Source organism: Streptomyces sp. XY006 (assembly GCF_002237655.1).
GTDB classification, from domain to species: domain Bacteria; phylum Actinomycetota; class Actinomycetes; order Streptomycetales; family Streptomycetaceae; genus Streptomyces; species Streptomyces levis.
Genome location: NZ_NOKT01000004.1, coordinates 280,816 through 295,175 on the forward strand (window position 1 = coordinate 280,816; position 14,360 = coordinate 295,175).

12 protein-coding genes are annotated in these 14,360 nt (G+C 71.9%); 9 read left to right on the top strand and 3 right to left on the bottom strand.

All coding sequences use genetic code 11. The features are described from left to right. Positions 1–6 precede the first annotated feature (6 nt). From secG to pgi, 4 genes are all read left to right on the top strand, one after another. Positions 7–243, top strand: a complete 237-nt coding sequence (gene secG, locus CHR28_RS07360) for a preprotein translocase subunit SecG (RefSeq protein WP_094052663.1) — start codon at positions 7–9, stop codon at positions 241–243. A gap of 207 nt (positions 244–450) precedes the next feature. Then, the gene (locus CHR28_RS07365) at positions 451–786 is read left to right on the top strand and encodes an RNA polymerase-binding protein RbpA (RefSeq protein WP_003957010.1); all 336 of its coding nucleotides are present in this window, start codon (positions 451–453) and stop codon (positions 784–786) included. 119 nt (positions 787–905) lie between these two features. Further along, positions 906–2,174, top strand: coding sequence for an MFS transporter (locus CHR28_RS07370; RefSeq protein ID WP_094052664.1), 1,269 nt, complete (start codon positions 906–908; stop codon positions 2,172–2,174). A 76-nt stretch (positions 2,175–2,250) separates the two neighbouring features. Further along, positions 2,251–3,903 (top strand): glucose-6-phosphate isomerase, encoded by a 1,653-nt coding sequence (gene pgi / locus CHR28_RS07375; RefSeq protein ID WP_094052665.1) that lies wholly within the window; start codon positions 2,251–2,253, stop codon positions 3,901–3,903. 86 nt (positions 3,904–3,989) lie between these two features. On the opposite strand, the gene CHR28_RS07380 is transcribed toward pgi, so the two are convergent. From CHR28_RS07380 to CHR28_RS07390, 3 genes are read right to left on the bottom strand one after another with little or no spacing between them, the layout of a single operon-like run. Then, positions 3,990–6,272, bottom strand: a complete 2,283-nt coding sequence (locus CHR28_RS07380) for an ABC transporter permease (protein WP_094052666.1) — start codon at positions 6,270–6,272, stop codon at positions 3,990–3,992. A 39-nt stretch (positions 6,273–6,311) separates the two neighbouring features. Continuing rightward, positions 6,312–7,067, bottom strand: coding sequence for an ABC transporter ATP-binding protein (locus tag CHR28_RS07385; protein WP_256984151.1), 756 nt, complete (start codon positions 7,065–7,067; stop codon positions 6,312–6,314). Beyond that, entirely contained in the window at positions 7,064–7,579 is a 516-nt protein-coding gene (locus tag CHR28_RS07390) for a PadR family transcriptional regulator (RefSeq protein ID WP_094052668.1), read from the bottom strand. The genes CHR28_RS07385 and CHR28_RS07390 overlap by 4 nt, the downstream gene beginning before the upstream one ends. 122 nt (positions 7,580–7,701) lie before the next feature. Between CHR28_RS07390 and CHR28_RS07395 the strand changes: the two genes are divergently transcribed. From CHR28_RS07395 to CHR28_RS07415, 5 genes are all read left to right on the top strand, one after another. After that, positions 7,702–8,973 carry an ABC transporter substrate-binding protein gene (locus CHR28_RS07395; protein WP_094052669.1) on the top strand — a complete coding sequence of 424 codons (1,272 nt, stop codon included), beginning with the start codon at positions 7,702–7,704 and terminating at the stop codon, positions 8,971–8,973. A 152-nt stretch (positions 8,974–9,125) separates the two neighbouring features. Then, a complete protein-coding gene (locus tag CHR28_RS07400) occupies positions 9,126–10,781 on the top strand; it encodes a glycoside hydrolase family 13 protein (RefSeq protein WP_179272340.1) in 1,656 nt (551 codons plus the stop codon). Positions 10,782–10,818: 37 nt separating this feature from the next. After that, positions 10,819–12,144, top strand: a complete 1,326-nt coding sequence (locus CHR28_RS07405) for an ABC transporter substrate-binding protein (protein ID WP_094052671.1) — start codon at positions 10,819–10,821, stop codon at positions 12,142–12,144. A gap of 6 nt (positions 12,145–12,150) precedes the next feature. Next, on the top strand, positions 12,151–13,512 hold the full coding sequence (locus tag CHR28_RS07410) for an ABC transporter permease subunit (RefSeq protein WP_094052672.1): 1,362 nt from the start codon (positions 12,151–12,153) through the stop codon (positions 13,510–13,512). Beyond that, positions 13,509–14,348: a carbohydrate ABC transporter permease gene (locus CHR28_RS07415; protein ID WP_094052673.1), complete on the top strand. Its 840-nt coding sequence runs from the start codon at positions 13,509–13,511 to the stop codon at positions 14,346–14,348. Before CHR28_RS07410 ends, CHR28_RS07415 begins: the two co-directional genes overlap by 4 nt. Positions 14,349–14,360 lie beyond the last annotated feature (12 nt).

Consider the following 14,360-nt stretch of genomic DNA (forward strand, 5'->3'; position numbering starts at 1 on the left):
CCAGCCGTGGTTTTGGGGTTCTCGATCGCCCTGATCGTCTTCAGCCTGCTGCTGATGCTGCTGGTGCTGATGCACAAGGGGAAGGGCGGCGGCCTCTCCGACATGTTCGGTGGCGGCATGCAGTCCTCCGTCGGTGGCTCCTCGGTCGCCGAACGCAACCTCGACCGGATCACCGTCGTGATCGGTCTGCTGTGGTTCGCGTGCATTGTCGTGCTCGGCATCCTCATGAAGGTGAACAACTGACCGAGCCGCGTTCGCACGGAACCCGTACGTAAGGCCCCATGTTCGGTACGCGCAGCTGAGCGCGGCCTATCATGGGGCTTGCGTCTAGGTGTGAGGGTTGTAACTCCAATCACTGGACGCGCGTTGGGCCTTACGTAGACTGAGGCGCTCGCGGCGAAGCGGAACGCCGACTCGCTTCGCGGCACCATCACGCAGGGAGTTACGACCGTGGCAAGTGGCAACGCGATCCGGGGGAGCCGGGTCGGGGCGGGGCCGATGGGCGAGGCCGAGCGCGGCGAGTCCGCGCCGCGGCTGCGCATCTCCTTCTGGTGCTCCAACGGACACGAGACCCAGCCGAGCTTCGCCAGCGACGCGCAGGTGCCCGACACCTGGGACTGCCCGCGCTGTGGCTTCCCGGCCGGCCAGGACCGGGACAACCCGCCGGACCCGCCGCGCACCGAGCCCTACAAGACGCACCTGGCGTACGTGCGGGAGCGGCGCAGCGACGCGGACGGCGAGGCGATCCTCGCCGAGGCGCTCGCCAAACTGCGGGGCGAGATCTAGCAGCCGGAACCGGCCGGGCACCAGCGGGTGCCCGGCCGGAGCTGCTTTCCCGGTCGCCGCCGACCGATTGTCAGTGGTGCCCTCTACGGTTTGTGCATCGGGCGAACTGAGGGGGAGCGGTGGCGACGGTCGAGGTGCGGGGCGTGCGCGCACCCGCGTGGCGCGGGGGCTTCGGACGGCTGTGGAGCGCCGCCGTGCTGTCCAGCTTCGGCGACGCGCTGCGCACGGCCGCGCTGCCCCTGCTCGCCGTCACGCTCACCGACGAGCCGCTGCTCATCGCCTCGGTCACGGCCTGCGGCTATCTGCCCTGGATCGTCTTCGGCCTGCTCGGCGGGGCCGTCGCCGACCGCGTCGACCAGCGGCGCGCCATGTGGCTCGTGGACGCCGTGCGCGGGCTGCTCGTCGGTGCCTTCGCGGTGGCCGTCGCCCTCGGCCACGCGTCGATCGGCCTGCTCCTCGTACTGGCCTTCGCGCTCACCACGCTCCAGACCCTGTTCGACAACGCCGCAACGGCGCTGCTGCCCGCCCTGGTCGACCACGACGCGCTGGGCAGCGCCAACGCCCGGCTGCTGACCGGCCAGCGCATCGCCGGCGGCCTGCTCGGCGCGCCGGTCGTGCCGCTGCTGCTGGCGGCCGGGGCGGCCGTGCCCTTCGCCGCCGACGCGGTGACGTTCCTCGTGGCCGCCGCGCTGATCGCCTCCCTGCCGGCCGCCGCGTCCGAGCGCACACCGAGACCGGCGGGCAGCACCCTGCGCCGCGAAATCGCCGCAGGACTGCGCACGCTGGCGCGCGACAAGGCCCTGCGCGGCCTCTGCGCCGCCACCGCGCTGTGCAACATCGGCATGGGCGCCCTGGTCGCCACCCTCGTCGTCCTGGTGACCGGCTGGCTCGACGCCGGGAACGCCGGATACGCGGCGGCGATGACCGCGTACACGGCCGGCAGTCTGGCCGGGGGAGTGGCGGGCGGCCGGCTCGTCGCCCGCTTCGGACGGATGCGCATGGTGCTCGTCGCCGGCACGGCGCAGACCGGCGCGTTCCTCGTCATGGGGTCGGTGCGCAGCATGGTCGCGCTGACGGCCGCCCTGGCCCTCTTCGGGTTCATGGGCATGGTGTGGAACGTCAACACCACGACGCTGATGCAGCAGCGCAGCCCCGCCGAGATGCTCGGCCGGGTGAGTTCCGCCTACCGGACGCTCGCCGTCGCCGGTGCGCCCCTGGGCGCCCTGCTGGGCGGGGCCGTCGCCACCGCCCGGGGCGAGAACACCCCGGCCCTGCTCGCGGCCGCCTTCTTCGTCCTGTCCGTCATCGCGCTGATACCCGGGCGCCGCCGGGACGTACCTGTTGTTGTGCCGGAGGACGGTATGACGACAGGTCACGGCAACCGCTGATCAATTAGGTTGGGACCGGCAGCGGGGCAGGTACGCAGCAGTACAGGCAGGACAGGAAAGAAGGCTGAAGTCCGAGATGAACGCAGACGGCCGTACCAGGCTCGACCAGACGTCCGAGTGGACGGCGCTGGCCAAACACCGTGAGGAGCTGGGCGATGTCCAGCTGCGCGAACTGTTCGCCGCCGACCCCGGCCGCGGCAGCGCGTACACCCTCCGGGTCGGGGACCTGTACGTCGACTACTCCAAGCACCTCGTCACCGACGACACCCTGCGCCTGCTGCGCGAACTGGCCGTCGCCACCGACGTGTTCGGGCTGCGGGACGCCATGTTCCGCGGCGAGCGGATCAACACCACCGAGAACCGGGCCGTGCTGCACACCGCGCTGCGGGCCCCGCGGGACGCGGTGGTCGAGGTCGACGGGGAGAACGTCGTCCCGGGTGTGCACGCGGTGCTCGACAAGATGGCCGCCTTCGCCGACCGGGTCCGCTCGGGCGAGTGGACGGGCCACACCGGCAAGCGCATCCGCAACGTCGTCAATGTGGGCATCGGCGGCTCCGACCTCGGCCCGGCGATGGCCTACGAGGTGCTGCGGGCCTTCACGGACCGCTCGCTGACGGTGCGTTTCGTGTCGAACGTGGACGGCGCCGACCTGCACGAGGCGATCCGGGACCTCGACCCCGCGGAGACGCTGTTCGTCATCGCCTCCAAAACCTTCACCACGATCGAGACGGTCACCAACGCCACGTCCGCGCGCGCCTGGCTGCTGGACGCGCTCGGGGACGAGGCCGCCGTCGCCCGGCACTTCGTGGCGCTGTCGACCAACGCCGAGAAGGTCTCCGAGTTCGGCATCGACACGGCCAACATGTTCGAGTTCTGGGACTGGGTCGGCGGGCGCTACTCGTACGACTCCGCGATCGGCCTGTCCCTGATGATCGCGATCGGGCCGGACCGCTTCCGGGAGATGCTCGACGGCTTCCGCATCGTCGACGAGCACTTCAGGACCGCGCCCCCCGAGGCGAACGTGCCGCTGCTGCTGGGCCTGCTGGGCATCTGGTACGGCAACTTTCACGACGCCCAGTCGCACGCCGTCCTGCCCTACAGCCACTACCTGTCCAGGTTCACCGCCTACCTCCAGCAGCTCGACATGGAGTCCAACGGCAAGTCGGTGGACCGCGACGGCAACCCGGTGGAGTGGCAGACGGGTCCGGTGGTGTGGGGCACGCCCGGCACCAACGGGCAGCACGCCTACTACCAGTTGATCCACCAGGGCACCAAGCTCATCCCGGCGGACTTCATCGGCTTCGCCCGGCCGGTCGCCGAGCTGAGCGACCAGCTCAAGGCGCAGCACGACCTGCTCATGGCCAACTTCTTCGCCCAGACGCAGGCCCTCGCCTTCGGCAAGACGCCGGAGGAGGTGCGCGGCGAGGGCGTGCCGGGGGAGCTGGTGCCGCACAAGACGTTCCGCGGCAACCACCCCACGACGACGATCCTGGCGCCGGAGCTGACGCCGTCGGTCCTGGGCCAGCTGGTCGCCCTCTACGAGCACAAGGTGTTCGTGCAGGGCGCGGTGTGGAACATCGACTCCTTCGACCAGTGGGGCGTCGAGCTCGGCAAGGTTCTCGCCAAGCGCGTCGAGCCCGCCCTGACCGAGGGCGCCGAGGTCGAGGGCCTGGACGCCTCCACGAAGGCATTGGTCGCGACCTACCGGGAGCTGCGGGGCCGGAAGTAGGGCGACCGGCTCCGGGCCGCGGCGACCGCACCGCCGGCGTCCCCGCGCGGGACGGCCGCCGCGGCCGCACCGCCTGCGTCCTCCTGTCAGGTCACCGCGCTGAGGGTGTCCGCGAGGCGGCGGTGGGCCGCTCGGGTCGCGGGGACGGCGGCCAGGGCGGCCGCGCAGAGCACCGCTGCCGCCCCGACCAGCAGCATCAGTACGGCCGACGGGCCCTGGGCGATCCCGGCGCCGATGCCGCTGGACCGGCCCTGTGCGTCGATCAGCCAGTGCGCGAGCGGCAGGCCCAGCGCGGAGGCGGCGAGTACGGCCGCGAGGGCCGTGAAGCCGGTGGCGGTGACGGTGATCGCCGTGATCTGCCGGGGGGAGAGGCCGATGGCCTTCAGGGCGAGCAGATCCCGCTCGCCCTCGCGGACCGTGCCGCCGATCGCGGTGAGCAGCTCGATCAGCCCGATGAGGGCCAGGACGGCGATCAGCCCGGCGACCACCGCGCGCAGCGGCGAGAGCCCGTCGGCGGGGTTGGTCACGGTGTGCACGTCGAGATGGCCGCGCCCGGCCGTGGTCAGCCGGTCGGCGACCTTGCCGGGGTCGGCGCCGGGGGCCAGCCGCAGCTCGTAGAGGGTCGGGCGCAGGCCGGGGTCGTTGTCGCGGAGGGTGTCGAGGGACGTGGAGATGACCCGGCCCGCGTTCTGCGGCTCGATGCTGCGGCCCACGATGTGCAGGATCTGTGGCTGGTCGCCGACGGTCATGCGCACCCAGTCGCCGACGCGCACGTCGAGCAGGTCGAGCAGCCCCTGTCCGGCCACGGCCTCGTCGGCGCCGCGGGCGGGGCGGCCCTCGGCGAGGGTGTACGGGTAGGGGTCCTGGCGGGTGCCGAGGCCGCGCAGGGCGATGGTCGCCGTCTGGCCGGGGACCAGCGCGGCCGTCTCGACGCCGGGGTAGGCGGCGGCCACCTGCGGGTCGCGTTCCAGCAGGGAGCGGGCCTGCCGCTCGCTCAGACCGGCGTCGGCGCGGACGCTGAGCGTGGTGGGCAGACCCACCTGCTCGGGCTCGCTGTGGAAGCGGTCGATGGTGGTCCAGGCGCTCATCGCCACGACGATCAGCAGCAGCGGCAGGGTGAGGCGGGCGACGGTGGCCAGGGACCGGGGCCGGCGGGTGAACGCCTTGTGCCAGCCCAGCACCAGCGCGGGCGGGACCCGCACCCCGAGGGCCCGGCGCGCCACGCCCGACAGCCGCCCGCCCGGGGTCGCGGCGGGCCGCGGCACCGGCACCGGAGGCACCCGTCCGGCCCGCCACGCGGCGAGTCCGGTCGTGGCGCCGATGAACAGCACCGCACCGGCCGGGATCACCAGCAGGGCCACCGTGTGCCCGGGCAGGCCCTGCCACACGCCGACCGCGTCCCCGAGCCGCCCGGGTATCCGGCTGCCCAGCGCCTCGGCGAGTCCGGCGGCGGCCACGGCGCCCAGCAGGGCGTAGGCCAGGTGCTGGAGCAGGAAGATGCGCACCACCTGGCCGGGTGTGAAGCCGATCGCCTTCAGGACCGACAGGTCGCGCAGATGGCCGCGGATGCGGGTGCCGATCGCGCCGTGCACGGCGAGTCCGGCGGCGACCAGCGCGCCCAGCCCGAACAGGCCCAGCACCTGGCCGAGCAGCCGGTTGTCGCCCTGGGCCTCGGCCCGGGCCTGCTGCCAGGTGGAGACCTCCCCGATGGCCCCGGCGCCCAGGACGGTCACGGCCCGCTGCACGACGTAGGACGTGTCCTCGGGGTCCGTCAGCCGCAGCCCGATCACCTGACCGCCGGGGTCGGGCACGGCCTGCGGCAGCGCCCACACCAGACCCGGCTGCTCCCCGGGCCGGTAGCGCGGCTCGGCGCTGTCGGCGACGCCGACGACGGTCAGCCGGCGCGCGGTGCCGGGCACGGTGAGGGTGTCGCCGGGCTGGGCGAGCAGGGCGCGCGCCAGCCGGCTCTCCAGGACCACGCCGTGCGGGGTGGCGGGGTCGAGCCAGTGGCCGGAGACCAGGGGCGGGCGGCCGACGGAGGGGCGTTCGGCGGTGGCGCGCAGTTCGACGGAGGCGCGGCTGCCGCGCGAGGAGACGGTGGTCGCGGCGGTGGGGTAGGGGCCGGCGACCTCGTCGACGCCGTCGAGGGCGGCCAGTTCGCCGGTGTCGGCGGCGGTGTCGGTGTGCAGCCACACGTGGGCGCCGTGCGACTGCGTGAAGACCCGCTGCCAGGGGTTGGTCGCGTAGCCGAACAGGGCCGTGGCCAGCAGCAGGGAGGCGACGATGCCCGCGGTGGCGAGGACGAGGAACAGCGCCTCGCCGCGGTGCGTGCGCAGATCGGAGTGGGCCCAGCGCAGGGTGGCTCGCATACGGGTCAGCCCCTCCGGGGATCGTCGTACCCGCGCATCTCAGTCCTTCAGCTCCAGCACACCGGATATGCCGGCCCGGCGCGGCGGGGTGCCGCCGTCGAGGGTCGCGTCGTCGGCGATGCGGCCGTCGAAGAAGCTGATCACCCGGTCCGCGGCGCTCGCCAGCCGGGCGTCGTGCGTGACCAGCAGGATCGTCTGGCCGCGCTGGTGGAAGCGGGACAGCAGCCGCATCACCTCGCGGGTGCCCTTGCTGTCGAGGCTGCCGGCGGGCTCGTCGGCCAGCAGCAGCGGCGGATGGTTGACCAGGGCCCGGGCCAGGGCCACGCGCTGCTGCTCGCCGCCGGACAGCTCGCCCGGCATGCTGCGCTCCTTGCCGGTCAGGCCCAGCTCGGCCAGCAGCTGCTCCCGCTCGGCCCGGGCCTGCTTCGGCGCCACTCCGGCGAGCAGGGCGGGCAGCTCCACGTTGTCCGCGACGGAGAGGTTCGACACCAGGTTGAAGAACTGGAAGACGATCCCGATCCGCTTGCGGCGCTCCACCGCCCAGCGGGCCTCGCTGTAGGTGTCGGTGGACTCGCCGTCGAGCCAGATGCGGCCCGCGTCCGGCCGCTGGAGCCCGCCGAGCAGGTGCAGCAGGGTCGACTTGCCGGCACCGGACGGGCCGGTGATCGCCACGAACTCGCCCGGCCGGACGCACAGGTCGACCCCGCGCACGGCATGGGCGGGTGCGCCCTCGCCGTGGTGGGTCTTCACCAGCCCCTCGGCGCGCAGCACAGGAGCGGGACGGTCGTCGCTCACTCCAGCTCCTCCAGCTCTTCCTGGCACCGCTCCAGCCAGTCGAGGTCGGCCTGCAGGTGCAGCATCGCGCCCTCGATCAGCAGGTGGGCGATGCGGTTGTCGCGGTCTTCGGCGGCGGCCAGCTTCGACAGCTGCCGCATGGTGTTCAGGTACTGGCGCCGCTGCTGGTTGATCAGGGCGACCTGGTCGGCGAGGCCGGTCTGCGGGGCGAGCGCCAGTTTCATGAAGAACTCGTCCCGTACCCGCGGCTCGTCCTCGGGTTCCTCGAACCAGGCGCGCAGCGCCTCCCGCCCGGCGTCGGTGAGGTGGTAGACCTTTTTGTTGGGCCGGCTGGACTGCGCCACGTCCTCGCCCTCGATCAGTCCCGACTTCTCGAGGCGGCCGAGGGTCACATAGATCTGGCCGACGTTCGGCTGAGGGTACGCGGAGCCCAGCAGTTGCTCAAGGTCCTGCTTGAGCTCGTAGCCGTGGGCGGGTCCGCGGGCGAGGAGTGCCAGGAGGGGCAGGCGCACGCGTGCAGTCCTCCTGTCCGGTCCAATGTGCTCCAGGCCCTAGTATCGCCCATACCTAACAGGTATACATGGCCTCTGTTCCGGGCAAGGGTGCCCGTCGCCGGGTGTACAGGGAGGAACCTATGCGGTGGATCCATGCCGCCGGTAGGGGCCTTCTCGTTCTCGTGGTGGTCCTGACCGGGTATGTCGCCGCCGGAGCACAGGCCGGCGAGCCTCCCGCGGGCGGCCGCGGACCGCTCACCCTGGCCACCGCCGGGGACCTCACCGGCTATCTCGGCCCCCTCCTGGAGGGCTGGAACCGCGCCCACCCCGGCGAGCGGGTCACGCTCGTGGAGCTGCCCGACTCGGCCGACGAGACCCGGGCGCAGATGGCCACCGACCTGCGCGACGGCGACCGCAGCCGGTTCGACGTGCTCAACATCGACGTCAACTGGACCTCCGAGTTCGCCGCGGCGGGCTGGATCCGGCCCCTGCCCCGCGACCGCTTCCCGCTGAAGACCTTCCTCCAGCCCGTCGTGGACACGGCGACCTACGACGGACAGCTCTACGCGGTCCCGTACGTCACCAACGCCGGGCTGCTCCTGTACCGCAAGGACGTCCTCGCGAAGGAGGGCGTCGAGCCGCCGCGCACCTGGGCGGAGCTGGCGCGGTACGCGAAGACCATCGCCCCGAAGTACGGCCTGGACGGGTACGCCGGGCAGTTCCTGCCCTACGAGGGCCTCACCGTCAACGCGGCCGAGGCGGTCTACTCGGCGGGCGGCTCGATCCTCGGCGACGAGGGCGAGCGCGTCACGGTCGACTCGGCGGCGGCCCGGGAGGGCATCGGCTACCTGGCACGCGGGGTGCGCGAGGGCTGGATCCCCAGACAGGCCCTGACGTACAAGGAGGAGGAGTCCAAGCAGGCCTTCCAGGACGGCCGGCTGCTCTTCCTGCGGAACTGGCCCTACGCCTACGTCGGCGCCTCCGGGCCCGGCTCGAAGGTCGCCGGCGAGGTCGGTGCCGTACCGCTGCCGGGGCCGGACGGGCCGGGGACCAGTGTCCTCGGCGGCTCGAACCTGGCCGTCAGCGCGCACGCCCGGCACCCCGACTCCGCGGCCCGACTGATCGCCTACCTCACCAGTGAGCACGTGCAGCGCCAGGTGCTCACGCGCGGCGCGCTGCCGCCCGTGCGGGCCGATCTGTACGCGGACCCGGAGCTGGTCCGCCGGTTCCCGTATCTGCCGACGCTGCGCCAGAGCGTGCTCGCGGCGGAGCCGCGCCCCAAGAGCCCGCGCTACGACCAGGTGAGCCTGGTGGTGCAGGCGGTCGTGCACGACGCGATGGCCGGGCGGCAGACGCCCGAGGCGGCGGTGCGCCGGCTGGCGCGGGAGCTCGCGCTGATCTCGAACCGCTGACGTCTTCGACGGCTCGACTACTTACTTGTTAGGTAACGCGGACGTCTCATCTCGCTGATTCCTGTCCGTTGTGTACCAATATCCGCCACATCAACTCCGCGGTAGCTTCTGCCTTTTCATTGACACCCTCTCGTCACGCCTACTTAACATGCATGCATAACCGCTGCCCTCCTCAGAGACAGGTCGATGGGTTGAACAGGCACCACTGGTGGCGTGACGCAGTGATCTATCAGGTGTACGTCCGCAGCTTCCTCGACAGCACCGGCGACGGCATCGGCGACCTCGCCGGGGTCCGGGCCGGGCTGCCGTACCTGAAGAAGCTCGGCGTCGACGGGATCTGGCTGAGCCCCTTCTATCCCTCGCCGCAGCACGACCACGGCTACGACGTGGCCGACTACTGCGACGTCGACCCGCTCTTCGGCGACCTCGGCGAGTTCGACCTGCTGGTGGGCTCCGCGCGGCGGCTCGGCATCAAGGTGCTGCTCGACATCGTCCCGAACCACTGCTCCAGCGAGCACCCCTGGTTCCGCGAGGCGCTCGCGGCGGCCCCCGGCAGCCCGGCCCGGGCCCGCTTCCACTTCGCCGACGGCCGCGGCCCCGACGGGTCCGAGCCGCCCAACAACTGGCACGCCATGTTCGGCGGCCCGGCATGGAGCCGGGTGACCGAGGCGGACGGACGCCCCGGCCAGTGGTACCTGCACATGTTCACGCCCGAGCAGCCCGACTGGAACTGGCGCAACCCCGAGATCGCCGCCGAGTTCGAGCGTGTCCTGCGCTTCTGGCTGGACCGGGGCGTCGACGGCTTCCGCATCGACGTCGCCGCCGGCCTCTACAAGCACCCCGAGCTGCCCGACTCCGACGACCCGGAGGCCGACGCCCGCACCCGCGACTCGGTCAACCCGCTCGCCTGGAACCAGCCCGAGGTCCACGAGGTGTGGCGCCGCTGGCGCTCCATATGCGAGGAGTACACCGAGCGCGACGGCCACGAGCGCCTCCTGGTCGGCGAGGTCTCCGTGCCCACCGCACGCGAGCACGCGCAGTACGTCCGCCCCGACGAACTGCACCAGGCCTTCTTCTTCGACCTGCTCAGCGCGCCCTGGGACCCGGACGCCTTCCGCAAGGTCATCTCCGAGGCCATGCAGGACATCGCCGGCACCGGCTCCACGGTCACCTGGGTCCTCAACAACCACGACCAGGTCCGCACCGTCACCCGCTACGGCGAGCCCGCCACCGAGGGCAGCGGCCTCGGCGCCGCCCGCGCCCGCGCCGCCGCCCTGCTGATGCTGGCGCTGCCCGGAGCCGCCTACATCTACCAGGGCGAGGAGCTCGGCCTGCCCGAGGTCGTCGACCTGCCCGACGACGTGCTCACCGACCCGATCTTCCGCCGCACCGGCAGCAGGGCCCGCATCCGCGACGGCTGCCGCGTGCCGCTGCCCTGGTCGGGCCAGGCCTCGCCGTTCGGCTTCACGCCGGGCGCGGAGAGCGCCAAGCCGTGGCTGCCGCAACCCGAGTACTTCGCCGAGTACGCCACCGACCGCGCCCTCGCCGACACCCGCTCCTTCTGGCACCTGTACCGCGACGGCCTGCAACTGCGCGCCGCCCTGCCGCAGCTGGGCGAAGGCACCCTGCGCTGGCTGGACACCCCGCCCGGCGTCCTCGCCTTCGAGCGCGACGACCTGGTGTGCGCCGTCAACTTCGGCACCGCCCCCACCCCGGCGCCGGTCCCCGGCTCCCCCCTGCTCGCCAGCGGCCCCTGCCCGCCCGGAGTCCTCTCCGGCTCGACGGCCGCCTGGTGGATCCGTTCCTGAACGCCCCGCAAGTCAACTCCCCGAAGGGACATCAACGATGATGCGACGACGTACCACCCTGCTCACCGGCTGCACCGCTCTCGTCCTCGCGCTCGGCGCGACCGCCTGCGGCGGCGGCCCCGTCGCGGCCGGCGGCGGCGACAAGGCGCTCGACGGCCAGACCGTCACCGTCGCCGGCGTCTGGTCCGGCACCGAGCAGAAGAACTTCCAGAAGGTGCTGGACGCCTTCACCGAGAAGACCGGCGCCAAGACGCAGTTCACGTCCACCGGTGACAACGTCTCCACCGTCGTCGGCAGCAAGATCGAGGGCGGCAACGCCCCCGACGTCGTGATGGTCCCGCAGGTCGGCGTGCTCAAGCAGTTCGCGCAGAAGGGCTGGCTCAAGCCCCTGTCGAAGAAGACCGAGCAGTCCGTCGACGCGGGCTACGCCCCCGTGTGGAAGGAGTACGGCAGCGTCGACGGCACCCTGTACGGCCTGTACTTCAAGGCCGCCCACAAGTCGACCGTCTGGTACAGCCCCGACGCCCTCGCCCAGGCCGGCGTGAAGCCCCCGAAGACCTACGACGAGATGCTCAAGGCCGGGCAGACCGTCTCCGACTCCGGGCTCGCCGCGTTCTCCGTCGCCGGTCAGGACGGCTGGACGCTCACCGACTGGTTCGAGAACATATACCTCTCCCAGGCCGGGCCCGAGAAGTACGACGCCCTCGCCGCCCATGAGCTGAAGTGGACCGACTCCTCCGTCGTCGACGCCCTCACCACCCTCGGCAAGCTCTTCAAGGACAAGCAGCTCATCGCGGGCGGCCAGAAGGGCGCCCTGAACACCGACTTCCCCGGCTCGGTGGAGAAGGTCTTCGGGCCGGAGCCCGAGGCGGGCATGGTCTACGAGGGCGACTTCGTCGCCGGTGTCGCCAAGGACCAGTTCGGCAAGAAGGTCGGCGAGGACGCGAACTTCTTCCCGTTCCCGGCGGTCGGCGGCGGCGAGGCCCCCGTCGTCAGCGGTGGCGACGCCGCCGTCGTCCTCAAGGACGGCAAGAACCAGAAGGCCGCCCAGGCGCTCCTGGAGTACCTGGCCACCCCGGAGGCCTCCGCGGTGTGGGCCGAGGCCGGCGGCTTCCTCTCCCCGAACAAGAAGCTCAACCTCGCCTCCTACGGCGACGACGTCACCCGCGCCACCGCCAAGTCCCTGGTCGAGGCCGGCGACTCGGTCCGCTTCGACATGTCCGACCAGGCCCCGGCGGCCTTCGGCGGCACCAAGGGCACCGGCGAGTGGAAGCTGCTCCAGGACTTCCTGCGCGACCCGTCCGACCCGAAGGGCACCGCGGCGAAGCTGGAGGCCGCGGCGGCCAAGGCGTACCAGGACTGATACGCCATGACAGCCACCCTCGTGAAAGAGACGAGCCCGCCGGCGCCGCCCGGCCCGGTCGCCGAACGCACCCGGCGGCTACGGCGGCGCGGGAAGATCGTCGCCCTGCTGTTCGTCTTCCCGGCGCTGCTGCTGCTCGGCGCACTGGTCGTCTACCCCGTGCTGTTCAGCGTCGGCCGGAGCTTCTTCGACGCCTCCGGGACGACCTTCGTCGGCGGCGACAACTACACCGAGATGTTCCGCGACCCGGCGACCCTCAAGGCCGTGCGCAACACGGCCATCTGGGTCGTCGTGGCCCCGGCCCTGCTCACCGGACTCGGCCTGATCCTGGCCGTGCTGGTGGAGAAGGTCCGCTGGGCCACCGCCTTCAAACTGCTCCTCTTCATGCCGATGGCGGTCTCCTTCCTCGCCGCCGGCATCATCTTCCGCCTCGCCTACGACGAGGACCCCGACAAGGGCGTGCTGAACGCCGCGGTCGTCTCGGTCCACGACGCCTTCAAGGGCGAGTCCTCCTACCCGACGGCCCGGGCGCGTGACGGCCAGGGCCTGACCAAGGAGAAGGACGGCTCCTACCGCAGCGCGGCCGCCGCGCCCGGGGACGCGCTGACGCTGGGCCTGGTCGGCGTACAGCCCGCCGACCTGCCCGGTGACGCCAGGCCCGCCGCACCGGCGGCGGGGCAGAAGGCCGCCGCGGACGAACTGCGCGGTGTCGTCTACCTGGACTTCACCCCCGGCGGGGGAGGGGAGCAGGGCAAGGTCGACGCACGGGAGAGCGGACTGCCCGGGATGAAGGTCGAGGCGGTCCGCGACGGCGAGCCGGTCGCCACGGCCACGACCGCCGCCGACGGCTCCTTCCGCTTCGAGGGTCTGGAGTCGGGCTCCTACGCGGTGAGGCTGCCGGCGTCCAACTTCGCCCCGCCCTACGAGGGCGTCTCCTGGCTGGGACCCGCGCTGGTCACCCCGGCGATCATCGGTGCCTACCTGTGGATCTGGACCGGCTTCGCGATGGTCCTCATCGGGGCGGGCCTGTCGACGCTGCCCCGGGACGCGCTGGAGGCGGCGCGGATGGACGGCGCCAACGAGTGGCAGATCTTCCGCCGCATCACGGTGCCGCTGCTGGCCCCGGTCCTCACGGTCGTCTTCGTCACCCTCGTCATCAACGTGATGAAGGTCTTCGACCTCGTCTACATCATCGCGCCCGGGCCCGTGCAGGAGGACGCGACCGTCCTCGCCACGCAGATGTGGCTGGTGTCGTTCGGCGGCGGCAACAACCAGGGCCTCGGCAGCGCGCTGGGCGTGCTGCTCCTGCTGCTGGTCGTCCCGGCGATGGTGTTCAACGTCCGCCGTTTCCGAAGGAGTCAGCGATGAACGCGGTGCGGCGCTCCCTGGGCAACGGAGTCGTCCAGGCCTTCCTCGTGCTGGTGGGGCTGGTGTGGATGACCCCGCTGGCCGGACTGTTCCTGTCCTCCCTGCGGTCCGCCGAGGACACGGCCAAGGGCGGCTGGTGGACGGTGCTCTCCAGCCCGGGGCAGCTGTCCTTCGACAACTACTCGGCGCTACTGCAGAACGCCGGCATCACCCGGGCGTTCTGGAACACGGTGCTGATCTCGGTGCCGACGACGGTGCTGGTCGTGGTCGTGGCGGCGCTCGCCGGGTACGCCTTCGCGTGGCTGGACTTCCCGGGACGGGAGACGATCTTCCTGGTCGTGGTCGCGCTGCTGGTGGTGCCCGTGCAGATCGGCCTGCTGCCGGTCGCCAAACTCTTCGGGCAGCTCGGCCTGTTCGGCACGATCCCCGGAGTCGTGCTCTTCCACGTCGCCTACGGCCTTCCCTTCGCGGTGTTCCTCCTGCGCAACTACTTCGCCGAGATGCCGAAGGAGATGCTGGAGGCCGCCCGCATGGACGGCGGCACCGAGTGGCGCATCTTCACCCGCCTGGTCCTGCCCGTGGGCCGCCCGGCGATCGCCTCCCTGGCCATCTTCCAGTTCCTGTGGGTCTGGAACGACATGCTGGTGGCGCTGCTCTTCGCGGACAGCTCCGCACAGCCGCTGACGGTGGAACTCCAGTCCCAGATACGCCAGTTCGGCAGCAACATCGACGTCCTGGCCCCCGGGGCGTTCCTGTCCCTGATCGTCCCGGTCGTGGTGTTCTTCGCCTTCCAGAAGCACTTCGTCCAGGGCGTGATGGCGGGGTCGGTCAAGTGATCGGACAGTACA